Source organism: Mesorhizobium sp. B2-3-7 (assembly GCF_006442695.1).
Taxonomy (GTDB): Bacteria; Pseudomonadota; Alphaproteobacteria; order Rhizobiales; family Rhizobiaceae; genus Mesorhizobium.
Window position 1 is genome coordinate 50,690 of record NZ_VFVV01000014.1, and the last position, 26,269, is coordinate 76,958.

The following is a 26,269-nucleotide window of genomic DNA, read 5'->3' on the forward strand; positions in this document are numbered from 1 at the left end:
GAGGCAGGACGCATGACGGACAAGAGGGAAAAAGAGCTGAGCACGATCGATCCAGTGGAACTGCGGCGAACGTTCGGCACCTTCGTCACGGGCATCACGGTGGTGACGACGCGGGACGAAGATGGTTCGCCGCGCGGCATGACTGCGAATTCCTTCACCTCAGTCTCCCTTGAGCCGCCGCTGCTGCTCGTCTGCATAGGAAAGAGCGCCAGCAGCTTTCCGGCGTTCAACACGGCCGAAGGCTTCGCCGTCAACGTACTGCACGAGCGCCAGAAGGAGGTGGCGAGCCTCTTCGCCTCGAAGTCACTCTCCAAGTTCGAGACGATAGCCCATACTACCGTGCATACGGGCTCGCCGGTGCTCACCGACAGCCTTACCTGGTTCGACTGCACGGTGCATGACCGTATCGAGGCGGGAGACCATGTGATCCTGATCGGCCGGGTGCGTGCTTTCGGCACCAGCCCTGCCGCTCCGCTAGGGTTTTGCCGGGGGCGCTATGTCTGCGTGGAAGACCCGATGCCGCCTGGCTGGACGCCTTCCCATCGCATGATCATCGGCTACCTGGTCGAGCATGACGGCCGCATCCTGCTGCGCGACGATGGCGCCGGAGGCTGGGAACTGCCGACGGCAACGCACCGTAAGCCGGGCGACATGCTCAGCTTCGAAGGCGGCGGCGTGGTTGCGCCGCTCACCAGCGATGCGTTTCTCTATTCGGTCTTCGATGTGGCCGACCAGCAGCCCGGTTATGTCGTTTACCGTGGCGCGCTCGCGGGCCCGCCTGGCGAAATTCCGGATTTGTCGCCGTCGCTGAGGTTCTTTGCCCATGAAGAGCTGCCTTGGGACAGCATTCCGATCAGGCAGATACGCGCAACGCTGCGCCGTTACCTGCATGAGCGCGCGGACTCTCGCTTCGGGATCTACGTCGATTCCAGCGATGGCGGCCGGGTGGCGATGATAGACGGCGCCCCGCGTCCGTGGCGGTCGCTTAACGGCTTGGCCGGCGACCGAGAAACCGCGAAGGGATGAGATGATGGACCTGACGCTGAAGGTGATCGAAGGATCGCGCCAGGATCTTTTCATTGCCGGGGAGCGCCTCGCGCCGCGGTCCGGCCGCTACATGCCGAGCTACGATCCGACGAACGCGGCGCCTTGGTATGAGGTTGCCGACGCCGGGGCGGATGATGTCGACGCCGCCGTGCAGGCAGCCAAAAGAGCGTTTCACGATCCGGCCTGGCGCAGGCTGACGCAGACGGATCGCGGCAAGCTGCTGCGCCGGTTGGCCGATCTCATCGCGGAACACGCCGATGAACTCGCGGCCATCGAGACGCGTGACAACGGCAAGCTTCTGAAAGAGATGCGTGTGCAACTGCGCGCGGCGCCGGACAGCTACCTCTATTTCGCCGGAATGGCCGACAAGCTGCATGGCGAGACCATACCGGTCAATAAGCTCGATATGCTGAACTTCACGCTGCGCGAGCCGATCGGCGTGGTGGGCATGATCTCGCCGTGGAATTCACCGCTGATGCTGCTGACCGGCACGCTCGCACCCTGCCTGGGAATTGGCAATACGGTCGTGGTCAAGCCATCAGAGCATACTTCCGCGTCCACCCTTGCCCTCGCCGAACTGATTGCAAAAGCGGGCTTCCCGGCTGGCGTTTTCAATGTCGTTACCGGCAAGGGCGCTACGGCGGGCGAAGCGCTGACCTTGCATCCCGATGTCGCCAAGATCGCCTTCACGGGCAGTACGGCAACCGGCCGCCGCATCGCCGCCAACGCTGCCAGCCGACTTGTTTCGTGTCAGATGGAACTGGGCGGCAAGTCGCCTCATGTCGTATTCGCCGATACCGACATCGAGCGCGCGGTGAACGGCGTGGTTGCCGGCGTGTTCGCCGCTGCCGGGCAGACCTGTATCGCAGGCTCGCGCTGTTTCGTCGAAAAATCCATCTATGCCGCATTCGTCGAAAAGCTGGCGGATCGTACCAGGCGCGTGCGTATCGGCCATCCGACCGATGAGGACACGGAAATCGGTCCGCTGGCGCTGGCTGCCCAACTCGACAAGGTCGAGCAGTATGTGGACTACGGCGTCGCCGATGGCGCGCGGCTGGTTGCCGGAGGCCACCGGCCGCGGCGGGACGACCTCTCCGGCGGCTGGTATTACGAGCCCACGGTTCTGGCGGATGCGCGCAACGACATGCGCTTCATGCGCGACGAAATTTTCGGCCCGGTCGTGGGCGTCGTGCCGTTCGACAATGAAAGCGAATTGATTGGGCTTGCCAACGACACCCATTATGGGCTGGCGGCGGGTGTCTGGACCCGCGACATCGACCGGGCGCTTCGCTTTGCGCGCAACGTCGATGCCGGCACGGTCTGGGTCAATACGTATCGCTCGGCTGCTTACATGTCACCCTCCGGCGGGTTCAAGGAGAGCGGTTACGGCAAGCGCGGGGGCTTCGAGGTCATGCGCGAGTTCTCCCGCCTGAAGAATGTCGTCATCGACTACTCCGGCGCCACGCAGGACCCGTTCGTAATCCGTTTGCGCTGACGCTCATCCGACGGTTCCCTAATATTCGAAAAGGTCATTGCCATGAAATTTTCCGTTTCCCTGAACATGGAGAGGTTCAGTCCCGACAAGGATATGCGCCAGGTGGCGGCTGAGACGCTGGAACTGGTGCGTATGGCCGATGCCGGCGGCTTCGAGACCGCCTGGTCGCCCGAGCATCACACGATTGAATTCACGATCGCGCCCGGCCCGTTCCAGTTGCTGGTCTGGTGGGGAGCTCATACCGAACAGATCCGGCTTGGCACCGCCACCATCGTCGCGCCGTACTGGACCCCGATCCGTCTCGCGGGAGAGGCCGCGCTTTGCGATCACCTGACGGGAGGGCGGCTGGAATTCGGCATCGCCCGCGGCGCCTATCAGTATGAATTTGACCGTATGGCGGGAGGCATCCCGCAACAGGAAGGCGGCGCCTACATGCAGGAACTGCTGCCGGCAGTCCAGAAATTATGGGCAGGCGACTACGCCCACGAGGGTAAGTATTACCACTTCCCGCTGGCAACCTCGGTGCCGAAGCCCTTGCAGCAACCCAACCCGCCCATCTGGGTGGCGGCGCGTGACCCCGGCACATTCGATTGGGCGGTGCGCAATGGCCACAACATCCTCTCCACGCCGTTGTCGCGGCCGGTCGCGGAAATCGGCATTCTCGGCGACAAGTTCAAGAAGGCGGTCCAGGATCATCCCGAAGTGCCGAGACCGCGGTTCATGATGCTGCGCCGCACTTGCGTGTATGAACGTCCCGAGGACTGGGAACTGCCGGTTCGCTACAGCTATCAATATGGGCGCAGCTTCGAGAACCTGTTCCAGAACATCGGCACGGTGAAGAACGGCTTTCCTGAAGCGGTTTCTTACGACACCGTTGGCAACAGCGGCGACTACGATCCGCGGTCGATCCGCGACAATCTCCTTTTCGGCACCCCGGACGAGGTGGTCGAAAAGCTGATGGTCTATGAAGCGGCGGGCGTAGACCAGTTCTGCCTCGGCCTCGCCTTCGACCTGCCGTTTGAGGTGCAGAAGAAATCGCTGGCGCTGTTCATCAAGGAAGTGATGCCCGTATTTGCGATGCGCGAGAAGGAAGCGGGCAGGGAAAAGTCGCGGGTGATCGCCTGATGGGAGCTGTCGCGCCATGATTGTCGAGGAACGCATCTACAAGATAAGGGCCGGCCGTCTCGCCAGATACATGCAGCTTATCAGCGAGGAAGGCCTTGCCATCCAGCAGCCGATCCTGGGCAACCTGATCGGCTATTTCCGCACCGAGATCGGACCTCTCAACCATGTCGTGCATCTATGGGGCTATAGCGACCTGAACGACCGCGCCGAGCGGCGTCAGCGGCTGGCCGAAGATCCCGCGTGGCGGGCGTTTACGGTCAAGCTCACCGAGAATATCGAAACGATGGAAAACCGAATCCTGATCCCGACCGATTTTTCACCGCTGCGGTAGGTTCAAGACCTCGCTTCCCGCTTGCCCGACCGCGAAAGAATCCAGGAGCCGGTCCGTGGTCATCACCCAGCCGTAGTTGCGTGCGAAAGCATCGAGCATGGCCTGCCGGCTGGGCGGATGGTTGGAAGAAACAGCGTCCTCCACCACAATCGTGGGATAACCGAAATGCACGGCGTGACGGCAGCTATCTTCGACGCACATCTCCGCTACCGTGCCGACGAATACCAGACCGTCCACCGCAAGCAGCTTGAGCGTCTTGGCAAGATCCGTGGCATGAAAGGCGCTGAAATAGACCTTGTCCAGCACGATATCGCCATCCTGTGGCGCAAGCTCGTCAATCACCTCCGCGGCATCCCGCATGCCCTCGACATCGCCGTAGGAGCGCATGAAGCCTGGTACGCACGCATGGGTCGGCGCATCGGTCAGCTTGATCCAGGTCAGCTTGCCGGCGAGGGCCTGATACAGGGAGTCGGCAACGTATCGCGTGAATACCACCGGCTTGCCGTTGCCGCGAAACGCCGCAATGAGTCTGCTGATCGAAGGTATGGTTTCGCGCGCGGATGCAACCTCCATCGGCGCATGCCTGCGCACGAAATCGTTCTGCATGTCCACGACCATGAGGGCAGGGTTTTTAAGCGAAGCCAGCACGCCGTTCCTCCATACAGGCGTCCCGGATTATACCTATCCGGGTAGCGGAGAGCCTATATCATCGAACCCGCGAGCCGTATGCTTTCCTTCGTAGCATTGGGCTAGGCGGGTATCCTGCCGAACGGGGGAAGACGGCGGGTGCAGTTCTATCTTCATTAATCGGGATCGTGGCTCTGGAATGTGCTGACTATCGTCCGCCAGGCCAGGAGTGGAGGACAGGTGTGACGGATCGCATAACGGTCGAGGGCGTGTACAAGATTTTCGGCAGATCGCCGGAATCGGCTTTGGCCATGCTGAAGTCTGGCGAGACAAAGGAAGCTGTGCTCCAGAAGACCGGGCAGGTCGTCGGCTTGAGCGACGTGTCGGTGTCCGTTCCCGTCGGTTCGATTTACATGATCATGGGCTTGTCCGGCTCCGGTAAGTCGACGCTTGCGCGATGCATCAATCGCCTCATCGAGCCGAATGCAGGGCGCATCCTTATCGATGGCGAGGAGATCACCGGCGCCAGCGAAGCGCGGCTGCGCGAAATCCGCCGGACGCGTATCTCCATGGTGTTCCAGCACTTCGGCCTGTTGCCGAACAGAACGGTGTTGGAGAATGCCGAGTTCGGCCTGAAACTGCGCGGTGTGCCAGCCGCCGCGCGCAGGAAGAAGGTGATGGAGGTGCTGGAGGTCGTCGGGCTGGCTTCGTGGGCAAATCATCTTCCCGGTACGCTGAGCGGCGGCATGCGTCAGCGCGTCGGATTGGCCCGCGCACTCGCCACGGATGCCGATGTCCTGATCATGGACGAGGCTTTCAGCGCGCTGGACCCACTCATCCGCAGCGAAATGCAGGACGAACTGCTGCGCCTGCACAGGACTTTCCACAAGACCATCCTGTTCATCACGCATGATTTCCAGGAGGCGCTGAAGCTCGGAAGCCGGGTCGCCATCATGGCGGATGGAATGGTGATGCGCGAAGGCGTTCCGCAGGACATCGTGACCAAGCCCGGGAATGACTACGTCGCCGCCTTCACCCGCGACGTCAACCGGGCCCATCTGTTCGATGCGAGTTCCGTGATGGTGGAAAGCAGTCCGCTCCGGCTAGACGGACGTGCGTTTGGCGGCCGCGATGCCGAGGGCGAACCGGTGTTCATCGTCGACGATTCGATGCAGGTCGTGGGTGTCGTCGGACCACGCCAGTTGCCACGCCTCGCCGATGGTTCGGCGATCCAATCATTGATGAGCAAGGACTATGAGACGGTATGCGGCACGGAAAAGCTGTCGGTGGTGGCCAGCCTGTGCCATCGAGACCGGCCGATAGCCGTTGTTGACGAGGGCGGCCGATATTTGGGGCGTGTCGATCCACTCCAGATCCTGTCCCGCATTGGCGCTCCGGCGGCGGCTTCCTCGCAATCCCGGGGAGCGGAGGCCTGATCATGCTGGATGTCGATAATCTCTATGTCATCCCGCTGGACCAATGGATCCAGGTCGGCGTCCGCTGGCTGGCAATGCATTTCCGGCCACTTTTCCAGACCATCAAGTGGCCCGTCGAGACCCTTCTGACCGCGATCGACCATGGACTCCATGCCATTCCGTTTCCGATCCTGATCGGGATCTTTGCCCTCATCGCATGGCGCTCCGCATCGCGTGGCGTGGCTATATTCACGCTGCTTTCGCTGACCCTGATTGCCTTCATGGGCCTGTGGGCGGAAGCGATCACCACCCTGTCGCTCATCGCCACGGCAATCGTGGTGTGCGTCATTCTTGGCATTCCAATCGGAATCCTGTGCGCGCGCCACGATCGCGCCTGGACCATCGTGCGGCCGGTGCTCGATGTCATGCAGACGACGCCCAGCTTCGTCTACCTGGTCCCGGTGGTCATGCTGTTCGGCGTCGGAACGGTGCCTGGGGCAGTCGCGGTCATCGTGGCGGCGATATCGCCGCTGATCCGCTTCACCAATCTCGGGATTCGTCTTGTCGACAAGGAGATGGTCGAGGCGGGGCGGGCTTTCGGTGCCACCGATCGCCAACTTCTCTGGGAAGTCCAACTTCCATTGGCCTTGCCAACCATTCTGGGCGGCCTCAATCAGACGGTGCTGATGGCCATGGTCATGTCGGTGATCGTATCCATGATCGGGGCCGAAGGGCTCGGACTTGTGGTCCTGCAGGGGCTGGGACGTCTCGATGTCGGCATGGCTGCCGTCGGCGGCATCGCCATCGTCCTGCTAGCCATGATCCTCGATCGCATCACGCAGGGCTTGGCCAACCAGGACAAGGCCGGACCGACCCGGGGCATCCGGGCCGCCCTGGCTCAGTTGCTGCGTCCCCGAAATGAGGAAGCGGGGAGTTTCGAAACGAACCACCAGCAGGTTTGAACACCGTCTCGATCAGGCGGAACGACGCAACAAATATCACAACAAGGGGAGAATACATGTCGGCGAATTATCGATACCGCAAAGGGCTGAGACTGGCCTGCGCCATGGCTGTTGCAGCAACCATGATGGGTGGGCAGAGTTTTGCGCAGGATAAGCCTGGCGAAGGCAAGACCATTCGTTTCACGTCCTCCGACAGCCTGGGCGCCAACTATATTCAGGACCAGGTCCTGATAGCGGGCCTCGAGAAACTCGGTTACGACGTAAAGTTGTCGACCATGAACATGTCGGCGATCCTGCAGGCCATTTCGCAGGACGACCTCGACATGACCGGCGACATCAACTGGCCGCAGGCCGAGCCCGCCATCGCACAGATCTCGGATACGGTCGAACTGATCAATGAAGGCACGATCGCGGGCGGCGGCATCAACGGCTACATGATCGACAAGAAGACAGCCGAAGCCAACAACATCACCAATGTCTCGCAACTGAAGGACCCGAAGATCGCCGCCTTGTTCGACACCGACGGTGACGGAAAAGCCAATCTGGTGAATTGCGATCCCGCTTGGAAGTGCGGTGACGTCGTCGATTTCCAGGTCAAGGAGTTCGGCTTGAGCGATACGGTGCGCTCCATCCGCGCCAAATACGAGCCGCTGATCGGCGAGGTCTTTGCACGGGCCGACCGAGGAGAGCCGATCCTTCTTTACACCTGGAGCCCATCCTGGATCGTCTATCGGCTGAAGCCCGGCAAGGACGTGGTGTGGCTGCCGATCCCGTATGACGCTCTTCCCGAGGGCGTATCGAAACCGAAGACGCACGAGGTCAAGGACGTGGTTGGCTGTGCGGGGGGGCAGAACCCATGCCGCATGGCGGTTGGCCCATGGAACTGGCGCACGCTCGCCAACAAGAAGTTCCTGGCTGACAATCCGGCGGCCAAGAAATTCATCGAACAAGCGAAATGGTCGCTGGACATCTGGAGCCAGTGGGAAGGCGATCTGGGGGCCGGCAACAAGACCGACGCCGAGATCAAGAAGATCGCCAACGACTGGATTGCCGCAAATCAGTCGGAGTTCGATGGCTGGGTAAAGAATGCGGCTGCCGCCGGGAAATAATCCGGGCAGGCCTCTATCGTGGCCTGTTATCACAATGGTGGCGGACCCTGTCCGCCACCATTGTCGATTGAGGAGACCGATTGCCGGCCAAGCGTTTTCGCTTCATGGCGACGTTTCCTTATGGGGAGCGGCTACACAGGCTCATGCAAAGGGCAGGCGATCGTTTGGACATGCGGCCTCAGAGACGATTATCTCGGGATAAATAGCTGCCGCCGCGCCTGATCGAGCGCGGGCCGCTTGGTATAGTGAGAAAAACTGAGTGAAGCCTTATTTCACGCGCAGCTATTACTCTAGGTCGCGCGTGAAGGTTCCGTTCTCCTTGAGCCCCCCCCTGTCGTGGAACTTGACATCCAGACGCCAATGCGAACGGCGGCGGCATGTCGTTACAAGCGCGAAACCGTCGCCAGGGGCGAAACTTGTCTGCACCTCGCAACAATACGGCCCCTGCTCAGGATCGGGATCGGGAAAGCAAAAAGTCTCATTGGCCTGGAAATTGTCGGCAGTTCCGTTCGCAAACGGATATGGCGCGTACAGCGCCGAACTGTGGATACAATGCAGGATGCTCTGCTTGCCGGTTTTGCTGTTTGTTACACGAGCGGTGACCAGGCTGCTCACGTGCTCGTCACCCGACAGGAATACCAGTCCCTTTATTTCCTTGTTGCACACGAACCTGAGCAGTTTATGTAAGGAAAACGGGTATCCATCCCACGCGTCCGAACGCAAGGCACAAGTGGGGGCCTCGGCCACCTCCCGCCGCCGCGGCAGCACTGCCGAGGATGTGAGAACAAATTTGGGCATTTCGGTGTGTTCAGGCTTGGTAAGCCATTCACAAAGTTTGGCGAATTGCGTTGAACCCATGATCCGCGCTTCGCACCAGTTCGAAACCGTCCGTCCTTGACGTTCGGTGCGCGTGTCGCAAAGGAAGAATGGCATACCGTTGTGGGTTAAATCGTCTCGCCAGATGTGTGCCGGCAGGCGCTTTTCCAGCACCTCGGTCTTGCCACGTTCGTACCTGAAGTAAGCCAGCTTCCCAGGCTTTATGACGATATCATTCTTGCGCATCGCCGGGTCGGGGTCTTTTGCCCAATTGTCGCGAATCTCATGATCGTCCAGCATCATTTCAACCGCCATGTCCAAGCGCTGCATCACCGCCTTCACACCGCGGCTCTGGCCCCGGCGTTCGTAGGGTATTCGGAATCGGTCGTTGACTACCTTAGGGTCGAAAAGCCCTGCCGTAGCGTCGATATATACCTGATCGCCGGCCAGCAGCAGCAACGTTGGGGCGCCGGGTTTGCCCAGTAGATCGCCGAGCGCGAGCAGAGACGCATCCGCGGGCCCTCGTGTCGCATGCTGACCGTCGGGCATGTGGTCGAGGAAATCACTGGGGTATTGGCAACTTGCGAGAGCGAATGAAAGGTTCGATACCGCGCGGGCATCGCTCTTGTGCCGATGGCTTCTGTGCGACCTTCCAGGCCTGCCGACGATCAGGCCACCTCGCAAATCATCCAATGTGTCAGTCTCGAGCGCATACCGAATAGCCTCGGCGGCCCTCTTCACCGCGTTCTTGGCATGCGAACCTGTGTCGAGGATTTCAGGTGGTGATCCCGCCGCGTCGGGCAGTTTCGGTAACCGAGCCAAGCCGCCAATACCCTGCGCCTGAACGTACAGCAGCAAGACCAGTACCTGCTGCGCTTCAGGCCACTCATGGAGCGGAACTTCAAATACGTAAGGAGATGCGGGTTGCTTAATATAGTAATGCGGAAGACTATTATAGAGGCTATCGTCGCTCTGTCCTTTCTCGTCGCCGCGGCTCGTAACCGGCGGACCGATCATGTGCAGGCGGTCGCCCTTTGCGTAGACGGGAACAATGAAAGCTGCATGAGGCAAGCCCCGCCCTCCGCTATCGGCCGCTTGCACCAGGATCTTGCCCGCCTCGACCTCTACGCGCACCCCGAAGGCGGGCGCCCTGGCTTCAGAGGGGAGAGAATGCGTCATGGCTTTTCCTCCAAGGGCCCCGGCATATCGGAGATATCCGGCATTCCTAGGTATTTCGCTATAACGCCGCAGATCGACGAGGCGTCTTTGCCGATCAGGCAATCCTGATGACCGTGGCCGGCAATGCACCAGGTCAGGTAGGACGGTTGGCCGAGCGCCAGGAACTGGCCGCTTTTGTCAATAAGATCCCTGATTTCTTCCTCCGATTGCACCGCCTCGACCGCATGCAGAGATGAGTTCAAATGCGGCACGCCGGCCCCTTTGAGCATATTTCGCATCAGTCTTAGCGTTGAGGGGGCGACCAAACCGTTTTCCGCTCCATGGATCGACATCATCGGGAATCTCAGTCGATCCCTCACCCGGTCCGGCAGCACATAGCGATTTATGCCGGCGCGATCGGTCACGGTGTTGAAGCCAGCAAAATGTATGACCTGCGAGACTGTCTCGACGCTGAGCGGGCCGAAGAAATCGTCGATGTGGTCGAGTACGAGGTCAGAGAGATTGTTGAGCGAGAAGGTGCGTGCATAGAGCGCGTCCATCCGATGTCTTGTGCCGACCCAAGGCGTCGCTTTGCCTGGGGGCCAGAGGGGATTCTCGCGCCGATACTCGTCGGACGGCAGCCACATTGCCGAGAGCGCTCTGTCGAGCAATTGACCGGCGAGCGAGATATCGCCATGCGGACTAAACACATAGTCTTCAAGTTGAAGAAAATAACGTACATATCGCATCACATATGCGGCGAGCACATTTGCCGAACTCAACAGCATTGCCGGGCCGACTTGCGAAAACACCACGCGCCCGATCTTATTGTGCAAATTCCTTCGATCATGCTCGCCAAGCACTGCCATGCTGAACATTGCCGCGCCCATGCAATGGCAGACGACATCGAGCCTTTCCTGCCCTGTCGCAGCCAGCACGTGTTGGACGGCGATCGGAATGTCATTCTCCGCCATCTCCTCAAAAGACCAACCGCCTGTGGCGGTAGTCAGGCCTGAACTCGATCGCATATCGAGCACCCAGACATCGCGCCCAGCATCACACAGCGATTGAGCGAGGTTGCCGGGTACGGCAGCATGAGCAAATGTGGTGCCGCTCGCACTGTAACCATGGATGAGCAAGACGGGGCGTTTCGGGACGCCCTTCTCGATCACCTTTGCGGAACTGCCGTCATAGCGGGCCAGGCGAATGCGGATCGGCGGGCTGAGCTGACCTTTCAAGGTCAACCAGTCGATTTGGGGCGCAGGTAAGCCCGGCACCGCCCCGGGCAACCGTTGTGGTTCACGCGCAGATGGCGGGTCGGGGCGGCGAAAACTCAGTGCATGTATCTGAAGCACGACGCGAAAACCGTAGAGTATGAAAGAGGCCAGATCTGCCAGTGCCGCGACACGGTCTTGCTGCCCCACTATCCGCAGCAGAGGCACCGATTGCCGCGCCAGGTATCGTTTGTTTAGCTCTAGCGACGGTAGCTTCCTGCCAATGACGGTCTTGCTCATCTGCGGGAAAACTTCGACCGACATCTCCATCAATTGCTGCCAAGGGCTGGCGCCGCGCGCATAGGTGAGCCGCTTCACCGCTCTGATTTTCTTCTGCGTGAACAGAGAGCTGTCGAACCTCGCGCCCGTGCCGAGATCTTCCGGCTCGACAACCTTGTCGATGTGCAAATCGTATTCGATCAGGCGGACCCCGCCCGCACGCGAGCACAGGTGCAGAATGTCGAGCAGTCTGAGATGGGATGCCCCTCCGCTAGGCGGCGTGAAACGCAACCATTCCTGGCCCTGGCGGACCAAGCGGTAAGCAAAGTCGCGCATCCCGCGGTTGAGCGCCCACGCAAGGATAGCGCGCAGCATTCGGGGCACGGGGCGCGATTTTTCCAGATCGAACAGGTGGAGCGATCCCGAGATCTCCGCCTCGAGCGCAACATGGCTTTCATAGGCCTGATCTGCAATGGGGTCGAACTCCTTTCCTGCACGCAGAATGCGCAGCCGACCATGGGCAATCGGCAAACACCGTCCACGGGGCGTTTGCAGCGCGTAGAGATCGGTGAGCACCACCGGCTTGGTGGTTAGCGTCAGTTCGACCATGTGTGGTTTCACACCGTTGCCGCGCATAGCCAGAGGGACCTTGCCGCGCACCTGTTCGGTCAGTTCGATGCTGGTAGGCGTAGGCGCAGGGTTCGTCCGCGGCGTGGAATATATCGGCCGCGTTTCGCCACGAGAGTTCCCAGGCAAGGGTGCATTGATCAAACGGCCGCCACTGAGTTGCCATTCCTCCTTGAGCTCGGTGATCGCTCGCAATGCCAGAACGGCTATGGTCAAGGCGGGATTGATGCCCAGCGACGTGGGCACGACCGAGCCATCGAGCACGATCAACCCTTCGTGAGTGCGTCTGAGGCCGACCGCAGCGGCATCGAACACGCGGCCGCAATGATCGGTCACGCCTTGGCGAACGTCGTCACCCATGGCGCAGCCCCCAAGGGGATGCACCGTCAGCAGCGGCCCGCGTTGGCGACCGAACACGGCTTCGAGCCTGTCGGACAAAGGTCGCCACAACAGGTTGTTCACCAGCCGTCCGCCCAATCCAGACTCTCGAAGCAACTTGCCAAGGCGCGCATGATGGTTCTCCAGCCGGGGGTCCAGTCGCAACTCCGGCCAGCGCACCGTGAGCATCCCGTCGGCGCGCAATTTTTCAGCATCCTTTTGCATCCCGTCGGCGCGCATTTTTTCAGGATCGCCTTGCATCTCATCGGCGCTGTTTTGCATCGAGGGCCCTAGCGCAAGTGCTCCCTCCGCGTCGTCGCGGCCGATCATGGCCAGCACCAGGGAGTTGGTGATGGCGGCAGGATTGACGGCTGCGTCGTCTACTCGTGAAGGATCCGGCTCATGCTTCGCCCAGTCGCCATCGGCGACGCGATTGAGCACATCGAATGTGGTGGCGCTTTCCTCAAACAGGCGGCGCAGCGGTCCCGGTACGGCAAGATCCTGGATTACCAGGTCAGTAGCCGCGTTGCCGTCGCGCAGATCGATCATTGCGGTTATTGTCGGGCCGACCGCGCGACCGCAATCCTCGCTTTTGGTGTTTGGGGCCGGATCCTCGGTTTCATCAGCGACGCCATTCACCCGTGCCGCCAAATCATGGGCAACGACGAGCATGTCACCATTGGCGGAGAACTTGCTTCCCAGCTGATCGGAGAACTTTATCCCGCGGATTTGCGAGCGCATCAAAATTTCCGTCGAGCCGAATGTGCCTGCTGCAAGGATCACGCGCCTCGCCAGCAGCGCGAACGGCTTCCGCTGGTTATCGCGTAGATGGCCGTCGGTGTGATTGACGTCCAACTGCCATCCTTCGCCCGCGCGCAAAACGCGCAAGACGGTGGCGCCAGTGACGATTCGTACTCCGCTTTGTCGAGCCAGCCGCAACAAATTCAGGTCGAGGGATTCTTTGGCATTGTAGTTGCAACCAGTGGCGCAGTCGCCGCAACGGCGACATTTGCTCATCGCGACCCCGGCGTGGTTGGTGTGGCAATCGGAAGCGACGGTTATGTGAGCGGGCCGTGCTTTGCCACCAGCCAAATTTCTAATTGCTTCGGACTTGGCCAGGAAAGGCTTGGTGACACGTATCGGCTTGGCTCCCAGCCAATCGCGCAGCCGTTTACCCGTCTCCTCGAGATTCGTATCCCTGCGGATTTTGGTGGGCCAGCGTGCTTCCCGGAAAATCTCCAGCAGCGGCATCTCCATCACGCCGGCGTTGATTAATGAGCCTCCACCCAAGCCACACGCGACGAGAGCTACCGCGTCGTCGCTGCAGCGCAAGTCGTAAAGACCATCGAACACGCCGCGTTGGCGTTTCGCAAAGGGGGTGGCAAAGCGGATGTGGCCACCCAGATCGGCCAATCGCGAAGGGAACATTCCGGCCAAGTACTCCTTGCCGCGTTCGAGCACGCAGATTTTTAAAGATTGGCCTTGCACATCCTTGCAGCTACTCAGTTCGGCGGCAGCCACCGAGCCGCCATAGCCGCTGCCAACGATGACAACATCAAAGTCATATCCGCCCTTGACAGTTGCCCTTTCCGTATCGGCGATCTGCGGAAAATCGTGGACCAATGTCTCGAGTCGGTGCGAGAGCCAAGCCGTCGCACGTGGCGGCTCCGGCGCTGCCTTGATGTGTACCGGCAATGCGTCCTCCCTAATTTAGATATCAATCATATACGAAATTTGGTGTAACGTCAGGAAGTCACGCAATCTATCGGGGCGATATTCATTCCCTTTAGGAAGTGCGCGGTCGGCGGTGCCTTTCTCTGCCCTGAAACCATGGGCACGGCTGCGGGAAGGAACCCATGGAGGGTACTTGCGAGCTACTTGAGAGTTTTCTGCCGCTGGAATTACTCGGTAGAATTCACGCACTTCGAGCGGATGGCCCAGTAGCCGTCGAATTCCAGGCTGCAGTGGTGTTTGTCGATGTGTCCAGATACACGGCCTTGGTCGAGCAACTAGCACGACGGGGGCAAGAAGGACTTGAAAGAATCCCGAGCCTGCTTAGTCACTCCTACGCGCGATGCGTAGAGCAAGTATACAATCGTGGAGGCGAGATTTTGTACCTCGCCGGCGACGAACTGCTAGCCTACTGGTCGGCGGATGTCCGCGGACTTGAAAGCGCGGTGCGAGCGGCGACAGCCTGTGCCAAGGCAATCTGCGGCGGCCAGAACGAGCGTTTGGAGGACGGAACAGCTGAAATCGCACCCGCGCTGCATGTTGGAGTAGGGGCGGGGGCCCTCTGGGCGGCGGCTTTAGGCGGTCAGCCGGTCTGGACTCTCTTTGCAGGCGGAGATGCCATCATGCAGGCCGCTCAGTCCCAAGCGGCTGCGCGCCGATGGGAATATGTACTTTCCGACAAAGCCAACTTGGCCCTTGCGCAGCCGTCTCAATCGCGGCGCAGTCGGCCTACGCTGGCTTCTCCGCCTCCGGGCTGGCTGGCAAGGTTTTTGCCTTTGCAGCTCAGGGACCTGCTGTCCGAAGCCGACTTGCGCTCAGTTGCCGCGGACAGCGCCGTTGCCATCCGTTCCGAAGAAGATCGTCCAACGACCGCCCGCTTAGACGCCCTGGCGGAGATTAGGCCGATCACCGCCCTTTTCGCGCGAATTGCCGGACTTGACCATCGTCAACCTCAGGCGCTTGCGCGCTATCAATTGCTATGCGCGACCCTCCAGGAGGATCTGCGTTCGCGCGGTGGGCCGGCCGGCGAGTTGCTCTTCGACGACAAAGGTCTGATTTTCTTTGCGACGTTCGGAGCGCGAGGCAGTTTCCACCGCGACGATCCTTGCCGTGCCGTCGATGCTGCTCGCGCGATCCGTCTGACGGCCCAACGCTTGGGCCTCTCCGCGTCGATGGGCGTGGCTACCGGCGATGCGCTTTTTAGTGTTGTCGGAAGCGCACGCCGGCGCCAGCTGATGGTGATCGGCGCGCCCGTGAATCGGGCGGCGCGGCTTATGACGGCGGCATCGGCAAACGTTCTCTGCGATGCACCAACAGAGCGAGCCAGCCGGACGGCGTTTTGGTTCGAAGAACACGGCACGTTGCAACTGGACGGACTTGGGGACATGGCAACGGTATTTTGTCCCATGGATCCGCGCGCCCCGGTCCAACCTCTTAGTCCGCTGATTGGTCGGCAGAGCGAGCTGGAGTTCCTGAAACGTACGTTCGAGGAGACCCGCCGTGGAGGCAGGCGTTTGCTCGTTGTCTTGGGTGAGTCGGGCATTGGAAAAACCGCTTTGATCAGAGCTTTCACGGACGAACTGCGCTCAACCGCAATCGAGGTTTTGACCGCGCGCGCCGAACGTGACGATCGCCGGACATCGCTCCTGCCATGGCGGCGGGTGCTTGTGTCCCTTCTCGGCCTACCGTCCGACAGCGATGGATTTGCGGTGCTTGATGTCGTCACACAACGGGTTCAAGGCAACTCGTCGCTCGTTGGGCGACTGCCCTTGCTAGGTGATGTTCTGAGCATCGAAATTCCCCAAAACGACGGGACGCGACATCTGGAGGGACTTCATCGCGCTGATGCCACCATGCGTCTTTTGGGTGATCTCATGGATAACTTGGCACCGCGCCCGTTGGCATTGGTCCTGGAGGACAGTCAGTGGCTGGATTCGGCATCGTGGCGCCTCGTCGAGTGGGTTCTCTCATCTCTGTCCTCGTTGCTTCTGGTCCTGTGCGTACGCTCGGACGAAGTTCCGGAGGAGTTAAAAAACCTACGAAGGCGAGCCGAGGCCACAAGAAGGAATACATCCGGAACGGAACCTGACGATCCCGCGCGCCTGTGTCGTATCCTGGATCTTGAGGAACTCAGCGAGGCGTCGATTTGCGAACTGGTCGCCCGCACGCTCGGGGATGTGCCCCCACATGGCGAACTGGCGCGCCGGGTCTCGGCCTTAGCCGGTGGCAATCCGTTTTTCGCCGAGGAGATAGCGCTGACATTAAAGAGCCAGGGGCTCATCGCCATACGCGATGGTTTGTGGTGTCCGATCCGCCCGCTCGAGAGCCTTCGATATTTCGAAGGTGTCGATCGGGTCATTCGGGAGCGCGTTGATCGATTGGAGACCTCAGTCCAGCACGTTCTCAGGGCTGCGGCCGTGATCGGGCGTTCATTTACCGGCGAGGCCCTGGCGACGTTGCTCGAGGGCGAGTTGGATCACGACGGTGTGGGTGCAGCTGTCGAGTCGCTCGTGGCGGCGCATCTCGTGCGTCAGGGCACTGGATCAGGGAACTACGAGTTCCGTCATGATCAAATCCGAGACGTCGTTTATGGCTCAATTCCCAGTGAAGTGCGACAGCGACTTCATGCAGCTCTGGCCGCTTGGATCGAGTCGAGCCAGTCGGCCGCCATGGGCGCGGATGTCGCGGCCCTCGTTCAGCATTTTGAGGCCGCCGGAAACAATTTCAAGGCAGTTGGATATGCCAATTTGGCAGCAATCAAGGCGCTGCAGGTCGGTGCGTTTCGAGAGGTCGAGGCGTTTCTGGAAATCTGCTTGAGATACGAGTCGAAGCAGCCTTGGAGTGCTGAGCAAAGACTTCAGTCGGTGCGTTGGCGCAGGCAGCTCGGCGAGGCCCATTACAGTCGTGGCGACCTCCATGCTCAGGGCATTTCGGTGAGGCGCGCCCTCACCTTGGCGGGCACGCCGGTTCCACGTTCCTCGGCAGCCCTTTTGATGCGGCTGCTTGGGGGTGGAATGCGGCTCGCGTTCCAACAAGTGTTCCCTCCTTCGCTACGGTCAACTCAGGGTGGTGTGCTGGACTCCTGGGAGCGAGAACTAGCTCGCTGCCTTAACCAGGCGGCGGTCGTGGACTATTTCGAGCTTCGCTTTTCGCGAGCGTTTTCCCACACCGTCGCGGCTGTCGCCCATGCGGAGCGCACGGGGCTCACCATGGAGATGGTGATCGCGTCCGCCCAACTGGCATGCGGGCTGGGAATTCTGGGGCGCCGGCGCGCTTGCAACTACTTCATGGCAAGGGCAGAACGGGTGGTGACTGCGCTCGCCGATCCAGCGGTCCATGCCCACCTGTGTAATCTCGATGCGCTCTGGCGCATCGGCCGCTGCGACTGGCTGATGGTAGATCGTCGTCTGGATCAGTCTCAAGAGCTGTGTCTAAAGGCGGGCGATCAACTAAGTTGGTGCAACGCCCAGGCCATGCGCTTCTGGTCAATGTACTACCGCGGTGAATCGGGTGCGCTGGAGTACACCGCCCAGGCGCTGCTCTCCCGCGCGCAGAACAGCGGAAACCTCCAGCAAGAGATTTGGGCGCTCCGATGCAAGTCGTTGTGTGTGCTCCACACGGATAGCCCCCGTGAAGCGGTCGACATCCTTCGGCTGACCACGTCCGCTATGGTCGGATCCGCCGATCTCGCCGACTTGGTCTCCGCCAAAGGGTCGCTTGCGCTCGCGCTTGCACGGGTCGGGCTCCATGCTGAGAGCCTTCGGGCTGTGGTCGAGACGCTACGCCTGCTGCGCGAGATGCGTCGCCCGACTGTGCACAGCACACTGCCCGGCATTGCCGGCGTGTGCGAAGTGCTTCTGCGCGGCAGGGAGGCAGGCCTCTCGCGCGAGTACGACCAGTGGCGCCATTGGGAGCGCCAAGCGCTGCATGAGCTCAAGCGTTACCGCCGCGCGTTTCCTGTCGGCACCGCTCAGTATGGGCTGTGGGTCGGCGTGGCCCATTGGCTGGACGGGCGCGGTGACCGCGCCGTCTCTACTTGGCGGCAAGCACTCGCGGCTGCACGGCGCCTCTCGTTACGCAGGGATCAGTCGATCATTGCGGCCGAGCTGAGGCGCCGGCAAGACAAGACCTAAGATACTCTCCTGCGTTGGAGTTATCCGATCGGCAACTTGGGGGCGACATGGCTTTTGGCGGCGCGAACGAAAGAAATGATCTGCCGCGCCTTGCACGGATCGATCCGCGCCTGTTCGATCTTCTTTTCGGCGGCTGCAAGGTTGAACGCCACGCGGCGGGCCAGATTCTCTTCGTCCAGGAAGATCCATCCGATCGTATTTACGGGGTTATGAGCGGGACGGTGGAGATCTCGATGTATTCGCCGGGAGGCCGGAAGCTGGTGGCCAATATCGAGCTTTCGCACAGCTTGGTCGGAGAGATCGGCGCGCTCGACGGGCGCCCGCGCACCGCAACCGCTACTTGCCTGACCGTTTGCGATCTGGCCTCGCTCGGTCGGAAGCAGCTCTTCGATCGGATCGAAAAAACTCCACCTCTGGCACGCGCCATGATTGAGCTTTTGTGCGCACGGCTGCGTTGGGTCAGCGGCGAACTTGGCGATCAGGCTTTCTTCGGCATTGAGGCCAGGCTGGCAAAGCGACTGGCCTTTTTGGCCGGCGTTATGGCGGATGGCTCAGGTTGGATACCGATCTCCCAGTCCGAACTGGGGGAGTTCCTGGGCGCCACGCGCGAGTCCGTCAACAAGACGCTTAACGATTGGCGCAACCGTTCGATTATCGCAATCAAGCGTGGTGGCCTGCGCATAACGAATGCCGGTGCGCTTCGTCACATTGCCGAGTCACAGGACGATGACTGATGTCGCCATTCGCAATCGGCGCGCGCATCAGAGCCGCGAATCAGATTGCGCAACGAAGACCGGATCGGCATGAAGGGATAGTCCTCCACCTGTCGTGGTGACGAACTGGGAACCTCCGTTCAGCATCCTGACGCCGTCCCAGGCGATTGGACCTGCCACCGCTGTCGCGCGATCTATGGTCGGGCTTTTCTTAATAGTCCGTCGGTCAGTCGGTACCCGCTCAAGGAGGCAGAGCGGTGGCGCTAGCCACCGCTCTTATCTGGATCAATTCCGGCAGTCCGGGCTGACAGGATCGTACTGGTGTGGGCTGACCCCCATGCACTTGGAGTTCGAAGCGCCACCAGGCAATCCGATCGACCCGGTCGGGAAGCCATACACCGCTTCTTCTGAAGCCAATGAATGTTGACCCTTCAAGTCACCTGGGGCTTCGAAGTCACCATTGTCGGCTCGCAGACTGTGGACGAAGGTCGAGTCGATCGCGAACGAAGGCACCGTGAGGATGAAGAATGCAGACGCAGCTGTAATGATCTTATACATGTTTCTCTCCCTTTGGTTGATGGCATCACAAAATTCGTGATGAGAACGAAATTGGCTTAGTTTAAAAACCAACTTCCTCTTCGGGCTTGATCTTTGCTATTTTCTTTATGATCTGTCCGAAAGAGAGACTAAATTGCCTGCTCTGTCATCTCTTGTACGCCGCGGGTGAGATTTGTATGTGAAGGAATTCACGCAGGGTGCTAATATGATCGACGGGACGCTTTTCATTCCCGCTGCTTCAGCACCGGGATCGGAACGAGGGACATCGGCTGGTACTGAGCCAGTCTTCGAAGGCCCGCAAGATCAGTCAAGTCGATGAAGCGCGCGTTGCTGGTGATAAGCTGTTCGGCGCGCAATTGCTGAATGATGCGATTGAGATGGGGCACGCTCAACCCGAGCGCGTCCGCCATGATTTCCTGTGAAAACGGCAGATCGAAACTTGCTTCGTCGGCGCGTTCGACTTCCAGGAGACGCGCGTGAATCTCCAGCAAAAGGTGCGCCAACCTTTCAATCGGAGTGCGCCGACCTAGATTGACGATGTGTTCCGCATAAGTCGCTGCCTCTTGGGCGGCGAGCCAACTTAACACCAGACCGAATTGGGGCTGCTCGTAGCAGAGACGAATGTACGCGTCGAATGAGCAGACGGCGTAGGTCAGTTCGCTCACGGCGACGACCGAACAAGTGGATCGATCGAAAAAGCTGACCGGGAATCCAATGACATCACCGGGCAGGATGAGCTTCAGGATTTGCCGCCTGCCGCTGCGCAGCAACCTGTAGCGGATCGCGTAGCCGTCTTTAACAAAGCACAGGTTTCGGAACTCGGAGCCGTGAACGACGAGTTCCTCCCGTTTCCGAATGGTAAGATCGTGCTCGAAGATTGCCTCAAGACGTTTGATGTCTAGCGAATCCAGCTTCATTGCACGTGTCAGTCGGGTCACAATCGGGTGGCCGGTCAGCGGCATGCCATGCTCCAAATGTTCATGACCTTCAACGAAACTTTCCTATGCTTATTAATCCAGATCAATGAACAGAATTATCAAACGAAAGTTGTATTGACTGGTAGGCCTACGCCACTGCGAATGCCCATGCAAATAGGCCATTTTCAGCGTTTCGCTGGAAAAACCGGTTTCCGGGAACAACAAATGAGAGCCGTCCGACGGCTCCACGCTAAGGAGGAACAGCTGATGCCGCTCGACGATCAAAATACTTCCAATATATCCCGCCGCACCATGCTGCACGCGGGCGCAGGTCTTCTCAGTAGTGCCGTTCTGCCCTTATCCAGCTTTGCGGCTTTTGCAGCCGACGACAAGCCCGCGATAGGCACCTGGCCGGCCGGGTCGGCGGGCGACACCGTCTACATCGGAGCCGCGGTGCCCCTTACCGGTGCCTATGCCGTGCAGGGTGCTGATGAACTTAAGGGCTGGCAGCTGGCGGTCGACCACATCAACAACGGCCATGAGTTGATGAAGGCGTTGGCGCCGAAAGTCGACAAGGGGTTGCTCGGCAAGAAGGTCGAGCTGTTGTCCGCCGACAGCGCGGCCAAGCCGAATCAGGCCGTCGAGCTCGAGCAGAATTTCATCCACCAAAACAACATCATCCTGATGACCGGCTCGACTTCATCAGCGGTCGCGGTTGCGCTCAACAAATTCGCGCAGCGCGAGAAGATCCTCTACGTCGCGGGCATCTCCGGCTCAAACGACACAACAGGCAAGGACTGTGTCCGCTACGGCTTCCGCCAGAACTTCTACGGCCAGACCGCAGCCAACGCGATCGGCCCGATCCTTCTGAAGACCTACGGAAAGGGAAAGAAGGCGGCATTCATGACGCCGGACTACACTTACGGTCACACCGTCACCAAGTCGGTGAACGACTACCTGACCTCTCAGGGCGGATGGGAGATGGTGACGGACCAGGTCTCGCCGTTGGGCACCCAGGATTTCAGCCAGTATCTCACCAACATCGCCAATTCAGGCGCCGAATTCATTGTCAACGTCAACTGGGGCCGCGACGCAGTGCTGTCGATCCAGCAGGCCAAGCAGTTCGGCCTGACTCCGAGCATGAAGATGGTCATCCCCTACCAGATACCCTTCCTTGCCAAGGAAGTGGGCCCCGAACTGACAGCCGGGGTTTTTGCCGCTACCGATTTCTGGTGGACCCTGCAGGACAAGTATCCGCTCGCCAAGCAGTTTGTGGACGCGTTCCAGCAAAAGTTCGGCTATCGGCCGGAATGGGGCGCCGAAAATGCCTATGTCAGCTTCGCTCATTGGGCGCGCATGGTGTCGCAGGCCGGTAGCTTCTATCCGCCGGACGTCATCAAGCAATACGAGAAGGGTGAGACCATCCCTTCACTCGTCGGCGACGTTCACTATCGGCCGGAAGACCATCAGTGCGTGCGACCGGTCGTACTCGTCCAGGGTAAGGACCCCAAGGACATGAAGAGCGACGACGACTACTGGAACGTGGTCGAGGTGGTCGATGGCGCGCCGCTGATGCAGAAGCCTGACGAGTTCGGCTGCAACCTGGGCAGCTACACCTGATATCCCGCAGCGCCTTCTCCGCCCGCCACGGGTGGAGAAGGCGCTCGCGCCGGGACTGGCTCTGGCTGGACGCAGACGGTTCGTCTCCCGGCGGTCGGCGGTGGGATGTCGATTGTTCGCGACTTGTCTGCCAAACCCTTGCTGGCGCGAGGGCAGGGCATATTTTTCATGATTAAGGTGGGCGCAGAGTGATCAACTGGGCAAATTTCATCTCGCAGTGCTTCAATGGGCTCGTGCTCGGCGCGCTTCTGGCGCTGATCTCCTCCGGGCTGACCATCATCTACGGGACGCTCGGCGTCCTGAACCTTGCCCACGGCGCGATGTTCATGCTCGGAGGCTATGCCGGCTGGCTCGCCTATACCTACACAGGTTCATTCCTCGCCGCGGTCGCGGCCGGATCGCTGTTCGTGATGATCGTCGGGGTGTTGATCGAGCGGCTGATCATTCGCCATTTTTACGCGCGGCCGCTCGAGGACCAGCTTCTCGTCACGTTCGGGCTCGGCATCGTCTTCGTCGAGACGGTCCGCTTCTTCTTCGGCAGCCTCTCGCGCACGGTGCCGCCGCCCACCTCGCTGGTCGGCATCACCCATCTGGGCTTCATGGTCTATCCCACCTACCGATTGGCGCTGCTCGGCATCGTCGCCCTGGCGCTGCTGATGCTCTATGTCGTGCTCTATCGCACCCGCATCGGGATGATCGTGCGAGCAGGCATCGAGGATTCGGTGATGGTCGATTCGCTTGGAATCGACGTCTACAAGATCTTCATGCTCGTCTTCGGCATCGGAGCCATGGCGGCCGGCTTCGCCGGCATTGTCAACGCACCCGTGGTGTCGATCGCGCCCGATGTCGGGGAAGCCATACTGGTCCAGACCTTCGTGGTCGTGGTGATCGGCGGCGTCGGTTCCTTTCCGGGCGCGATCCTCGGCGGCCTCATCGCCGGCGAAATCATCAGCATCACCTCGATGTTCAATCCCGGTTATTCCTATGTCATGCTGTTCGTGGCGATGACTCTGGTGCTGGTGCTTCGCCCGCACGGGCTGCTCGGCACGGCAGGGCGCGAGTAGACGCGGTCGCCATGAACATCAAACATCCCTTCCTTGTCGAGCTTCTGACGGCGCTGGCGCTCGTCCTGGCGCCGTTCGTGCTGCCCCATCTCGGCTTTTCGCCCAGCACGATCAATCGTATCCTTATATGGGGCCTGTTCGGGATCGGCTTCGACATCCTGTTCGGCTACACGGGATTGCTGTCGTTCGGCCAGTCGGCCTTCTACGGTACTGGCGGGATGTTCGCCGCCTATCTCCTGACTGAAACCGGCTTCTCCTATGTCATGGCTGCCATCGTCATGGGCGCCGTCGTGTCGGGTGTCGTCGGCTATGTGATCGGCCTGATCGCCCTGAGACGCACCGGCATCTATTTCGCCATGATCACGGTGGCCATCGCCGAAGTCTTCTTCTTTGTCGAGTTCAATCCGCTCTCGGCATTCACAGGCGGCGAGAACGGCTTGCCTGGCGTGCCAACCCCGGTCGTCAACCTCGGCTTCACGGTACTCGAATTCAACACCGACTGGACGATGTATACCTTCCTGGCGTTCTGGTATTTCGTGGGCATTGTCGTCGCACTTCGCATCGTACGCTCGCCGGTTGGCGCGATCCTTTCGGCGATCCGTGACAATCCGCTCCGCGCCGCGGCGCTCGGCCACGACATACACGGCTACAAGCTCACGGCCTTCGTGGTTGCGGCGATCTATGCCGGCTTTGCCGGCGGCCTGTTGGGCGTCATGCAGGGCTTCATGCCGCCGGACGCTTTCATGTTCGACACGTCTGGCCAGGTCGTGATGCAGACGGCGATCGGCGGTGCCGGCACACTGTTCGGGCCGCTGGTGGGCGCGACGGTGTGGCTCTATCTGAGCGACTTTTTCCAGAACACATTGCATCTCGGCGCCACATGGAAGTTGGTGCTCGGCATCGTTTTCGTGCTGCTGGTCTGCTTCCTGCGGCGCGGCATCGTCGGTGCGATCGTCGATCTCTATGGGTTGACCGGCGGCCGCAAGCGCATCGAACGGGCCAATCCCGCGGTCGAGAGTGCGCCGCACGTCGTGACCGTCGTCGAACCGATGCCGGCGCGCCGGCATGGCACTGCGCCAGCATCCGGACCGATCCTGCAGGTGCAGGGCCTAACCAAACGCTATGGCGGTATCACAGCCAACAGCGACATCGACTTCAGCGTCGACCATGGGGAGATAAGGGGCATCATTGGACCCAACGGCGCGGGCAAGACGACGTTCTTCAAGATGCTCACCTGCGAGATCGCGCCGACCTCCGGCCGCATCATACTGGCCGGCCGCGACATTACGGGCATGGGTGTGTCCGAGGTGTGCCAGCTCGGGCTCACCAAGAGCTACCAGATCAACCAGCTGTTCGACCGCCTGACGGTGCGGCGGAACCTGATGATTGCCGCGCTGGGCGAGGCGCGTGGAAAGTTCCGGCTTGACCTGTTCAAGAGTATCCACAGCGTTCCCGGTCTCAATGAGCAGGTCGAGCGAACGGCGGCGCTGGTGAACCTTACGGCGCGGCTCGATCGGCCCGTTTCGGAACTGGCCTATGGCGAGAAGCGGCGGCTGGAAATCGGCCTTGCGCTGGCGACGTCGCCGAGCCTGCTCCTGCTTGACGAGCCGCTTGCCGGCATGAGCCCGCGCGAGCGCGTCGAGACCGTGGCGCTGCTCAAGTCAATCGCGCGTGGACGCACGATGATCATCATCGACCACGACATGGATTCGCTCTTCGAGCTGGTCGAGAAAGTGACCGTCCTGCAGGAGGGCAGGGTACTGGTCGAAGGCATGCCCGCTGAGATCAAGACCAACGCAAAGGTGCAGGAAGCCTACCTCGGCGGGGTACATGGAGAGGTGGCATGAGCCTGCTCGAAGTCAGGGCGTTGAACAGCTATTATGGCGACAGTCACATTCTGTTCGACGTCTCATTGAGGGTCGAGAAAAACGAGGTCGTGGCGCTGCTCGGGCGCAACGGCGCGGGCAAGTCGACGACGCTGAAGAGCCTGATGGGCGTGGTGACGCCACGAGCCGGCTCGGTTGAGCTCGACGGGGTTGAGCTGGTTGGCAGGAAGGCGCACAGCATCGCTCGGGAAGGCATGCAGCTCGTGCACGAAAATCGGCGCATCTTCGGCAGCCTGAGCGTCGAGGAAAACATCATTCTGGCCGGATTGACCGCCGACGGCCGCTGGCCGCTGGAACGCATCTACACGATGTTCCCACGGCTGAAGGAACGGCGCACCAGCCGTGGCACGGATCTCTCGGGTGGCGAACAGCAGATGCTGGCCATAGCCCGTGCATTGGTGCGCAACCCGAAGATCCTTCTGCTTGATGAGCCCTTCGAAGGACTTGCTCCAGTCATTGTGCACGATCTGGTGCGCGCCTGCCGCGAACTGGCCCAGGCAGGGCAGACAATCGTGCTGGTGGAACAGAACATCGCCGCGACGCTGGCGCTCGCGAGCCGCGTTTATATCATCAATAACGGCCATATCGCCCACGAGGGCCCGGCCGCCGAGCTCAAGACACAGCCGGGGCTGCTGCAGCATCATCTCGGCGTCTAGGGGCGAGCAGCCGCGGACGGCGTTCGACTTCCGACCGCCTTCGGCAATCCGTGGTTCATGCCGGCGATTATCCAGGGCTATCGCTTGCAGGACCGTATCTCCTTCTGGCGCACCAGCCGCTGATCGCCGGAAAATATCAGGACAGTCTCCAGGTTGGAGTCGGCCTGGATGATTGCCGACCTGCCATGTTGGAAAAGAGAGGTACCGTTCGATTTTCGAGGAATTTCAAGTCGAGCCGGCGGCGGCTTCGGCGGCAGTCGAGCAGATGATCGCGTGGAACCCGGAACGGATCGTGTCGACGCACGGTTGATGGTCTCCGGCGGTGCGGTGGCCGAACTGAGGCGGGCTTTCCGCCGGGTCCTGTAAAGAGCGTTTCGCCGGCTTGTGCACCGCAAGCGAGCGCTCTGA

18 protein-coding genes are annotated in these 26,269 nt (G+C 60.5%); 13 read left to right on the forward strand and 5 right to left on the reverse strand.

The annotated features are described in order from the left end of the window. Positions 1-12 precede the first annotated feature (12 nt). From FJ940_RS23875 to FJ940_RS23890, 4 genes are read left to right on the forward strand one after another with little or no spacing between them, the layout of a single operon-like run. Entirely contained in the window at positions 13-1,026 is a 1,014-nt protein-coding gene (locus tag FJ940_RS23875) for a flavin reductase (RefSeq protein ID WP_140498492.1), read from the forward strand. A 4-nt stretch (positions 1,027-1,030) separates the two neighbouring features. Beyond that, positions 1,031-2,542 carry an aldehyde dehydrogenase gene (locus FJ940_RS23880; protein WP_140625450.1) on the forward strand — a complete coding sequence of 504 codons (1,512 nt, stop codon included), beginning with the start codon at positions 1,031-1,033 and terminating at the stop codon, positions 2,540-2,542. 42 nt (positions 2,543-2,584) lie between these two features. Further along, positions 2,585-3,667 (forward strand): LLM class flavin-dependent oxidoreductase, encoded by a 1,083-nt coding sequence (locus FJ940_RS23885; RefSeq protein WP_140498491.1) that lies wholly within the window; start codon positions 2,585-2,587, stop codon positions 3,665-3,667. A 16-nt stretch (positions 3,668-3,683) separates the two neighbouring features. Next, positions 3,684-3,998, forward strand: a complete 315-nt coding sequence (locus FJ940_RS23890; RefSeq protein ID WP_140498490.1) for an NIPSNAP family protein — start codon at positions 3,684-3,686, stop codon at positions 3,996-3,998. Here FJ940_RS23890 and FJ940_RS23895 read toward each other — a convergent pair. Beyond that, entirely contained in the window at positions 3,984-4,646 is a 663-nt protein-coding gene (locus FJ940_RS23895; protein ID WP_140658119.1) for a cysteine hydrolase, read from the reverse strand. The genes FJ940_RS23890 and FJ940_RS23895 overlap by 15 nt on opposite strands. A 221-nt stretch (positions 4,647-4,867) precedes the next feature. On the opposite strand from FJ940_RS23895, the gene FJ940_RS23900 reads away from it, so the two are divergent. From FJ940_RS23900 to proX, 3 genes are read left to right on the forward strand one after another with little or no spacing between them, the layout of a single operon-like run. Next, the gene (locus tag FJ940_RS23900) at positions 4,868-6,061 is read left to right on the forward strand and encodes a glycine betaine/L-proline ABC transporter ATP-binding protein (RefSeq protein WP_140658121.1); all 1,194 of its coding nucleotides are present in this window, start codon (positions 4,868-4,870) and stop codon (positions 6,059-6,061) included. Between the two features lie 2 nt (positions 6,062-6,063). Next, complete coding sequence (locus FJ940_RS23905) at positions 6,064-7,002, forward strand: proline/glycine betaine ABC transporter permease (RefSeq protein WP_140498487.1); 939 nt, start codon at positions 6,064-6,066, stop codon at positions 7,000-7,002. 56 nt (positions 7,003-7,058) lie between these two features. After that, positions 7,059-8,111, forward strand: coding sequence for a glycine betaine/L-proline ABC transporter substrate-binding protein ProX (proX, locus tag FJ940_RS23910; RefSeq protein WP_224519139.1), 1,053 nt, complete (start codon positions 7,059-7,061; stop codon positions 8,109-8,111). 285 nt (positions 8,112-8,396) lie between these two features. Here proX and FJ940_RS23915 read toward each other — a convergent pair whose 3' ends face one another. After that, positions 8,397-10,106, reverse strand: a complete 1,710-nt coding sequence (locus tag FJ940_RS23915; RefSeq protein WP_140658123.1) for an alkaline phosphatase D family protein — start codon at positions 10,104-10,106, stop codon at positions 8,397-8,399. Next, positions 10,103-14,278, reverse strand: a complete 4,176-nt coding sequence (locus FJ940_RS23920) for a GMC oxidoreductase (RefSeq protein ID WP_140658125.1) — start codon at positions 14,276-14,278, stop codon at positions 10,103-10,105. Before FJ940_RS23920 ends, FJ940_RS23915 begins: the two co-directional genes overlap by 4 nt. 416 nt (positions 14,279-14,694) lie before the next feature. Here FJ940_RS23920 and FJ940_RS23925 point away from each other — a divergent pair, with 416 nt between their 5' ends. After that, a complete protein-coding gene (locus FJ940_RS23925) occupies positions 14,695-18,447 on the forward strand; it encodes an adenylate/guanylate cyclase domain-containing protein (protein ID WP_181171807.1) in 3,753 nt (1,250 codons plus the stop codon). A 47-nt stretch (positions 18,448-18,494) separates the two neighbouring features. Next, entirely contained in the window at positions 18,495-19,181 is a 687-nt protein-coding gene (locus FJ940_RS23930; protein WP_140558039.1) for a Crp/Fnr family transcriptional regulator, read from the forward strand. A gap of 264 nt (positions 19,182-19,445) precedes the next feature. Here FJ940_RS23930 and FJ940_RS23935 read toward each other — a convergent pair whose 3' ends face one another. Further along, positions 19,446-19,718 carry a hypothetical protein gene (locus FJ940_RS23935; protein ID WP_140498482.1) on the reverse strand — a complete coding sequence of 91 codons (273 nt, stop codon included), beginning with the start codon at positions 19,716-19,718 and terminating at the stop codon, positions 19,446-19,448. A 224-nt stretch (positions 19,719-19,942) separates the two neighbouring features. After that, on the reverse strand, positions 19,943-20,680 hold the full coding sequence (locus FJ940_RS23940; RefSeq protein ID WP_140567246.1) for a Crp/Fnr family transcriptional regulator: 738 nt from the start codon (positions 20,678-20,680) through the stop codon (positions 19,943-19,945). Between the two features lie 222 nt (positions 20,681-20,902). On the opposite strand from FJ940_RS23940, the gene FJ940_RS23945 reads away from it, so the two are divergent. The 4 genes from FJ940_RS23945 to FJ940_RS23960 all read left to right on the forward strand — a co-directional run bounded on the left by FJ940_RS23945 (position 20,903) and on the right by FJ940_RS23960 (position 25,861). Further along, positions 20,903-22,255 carry a substrate-binding protein gene (locus FJ940_RS23945; protein ID WP_140658161.1) on the forward strand — a complete coding sequence of 451 codons (1,353 nt, stop codon included), beginning with the start codon at positions 20,903-20,905 and terminating at the stop codon, positions 22,253-22,255. Positions 22,256-22,443: 188 nt separating this feature from the next. Beyond that, positions 22,444-23,319: a branched-chain amino acid ABC transporter permease gene (locus FJ940_RS23950; protein WP_140513455.1), complete on the forward strand. Its 876-nt coding sequence runs from the start codon at positions 22,444-22,446 to the stop codon at positions 23,317-23,319. An 11-nt stretch (positions 23,320-23,330) separates the two neighbouring features. Next, complete coding sequence (locus FJ940_RS23955) at positions 23,331-25,166, forward strand: branched-chain amino acid ABC transporter ATP-binding protein/permease (protein ID WP_140561320.1); 1,836 nt, start codon at positions 23,331-23,333, stop codon at positions 25,164-25,166. Further along, complete coding sequence (locus FJ940_RS23960; RefSeq protein WP_140561318.1) at positions 25,163-25,861, forward strand: ABC transporter ATP-binding protein; 699 nt, start codon at positions 25,163-25,165, stop codon at positions 25,859-25,861. The genes FJ940_RS23955 and FJ940_RS23960 overlap by 4 nt, the downstream gene beginning before the upstream one ends. Positions 25,862-26,269: the final 408 nt, after the last annotated feature.

What these genes read in the sequence shown, in the direction of transcription:
- FJ940_RS23880 (WP_140625450.1), top strand. Translation starts at nt 1,031, where the DNA reads ATGGACCTGACGCTGAAGGTGATCGAAGGATCGCGCCAGGATCTTTTC.
- FJ940_RS23955 (WP_140561320.1), top strand. Translation starts at nt 23,331, where the DNA reads ATGAACATCAAACATCCCTTCCTTGTCGAGCTTCTGACGGCGCTGGCG.
- FJ940_RS23930 (WP_140558039.1), top strand. Translation starts at nt 18,495, where the DNA reads ATGGCTTTTGGCGGCGCGAACGAAAGAAATGATCTGCCGCGCCTTGCA.
- FJ940_RS23940 (WP_140567246.1), bottom strand. Translation starts at nt 20,680, where the DNA reads ATGCCGCTGACCGGCCACCCGATTGTGACCCGACTGACACGTGCAATG.
- FJ940_RS23945 (WP_140658161.1), top strand. Translation starts at nt 20,903, where the DNA reads ATGCCGCTCGACGATCAAAATACTTCCAATATATCCCGCCGCACCATG.
- FJ940_RS23935 (WP_140498482.1), bottom strand. Translation starts at nt 19,718, where the DNA reads ATGTATAAGATCATTACAGCTGCGTCTGCATTCTTCATCCTCACGGTG.
- FJ940_RS23915 (WP_140658123.1), bottom strand. Translation starts at nt 10,106, where the DNA reads ATGACGCATTCTCTCCCCTCTGAAGCCAGGGCGCCCGCCTTCGGGGTG.
- FJ940_RS23905 (WP_140498487.1), top strand. Translation starts at nt 6,064, where the DNA reads ATGCTGGATGTCGATAATCTCTATGTCATCCCGCTGGACCAATGGATC.
- FJ940_RS23890 (WP_140498490.1), top strand. Translation starts at nt 3,684, where the DNA reads ATGATTGTCGAGGAACGCATCTACAAGATAAGGGCCGGCCGTCTCGCC.
- FJ940_RS23875 (WP_140498492.1), top strand. Translation starts at nt 13, where the DNA reads ATGACGGACAAGAGGGAAAAAGAGCTGAGCACGATCGATCCAGTGGAA.
- FJ940_RS23885 (WP_140498491.1), top strand. Translation starts at nt 2,585, where the DNA reads ATGAAATTTTCCGTTTCCCTGAACATGGAGAGGTTCAGTCCCGACAAG.
- FJ940_RS23960 (WP_140561318.1), top strand. Translation starts at nt 25,163, where the DNA reads ATGAGCCTGCTCGAAGTCAGGGCGTTGAACAGCTATTATGGCGACAGT.
- proX (WP_224519139.1), top strand. Translation starts at nt 7,059, where the DNA reads ATGTCGGCGAATTATCGATACCGCAAAGGGCTGAGACTGGCCTGCGCC.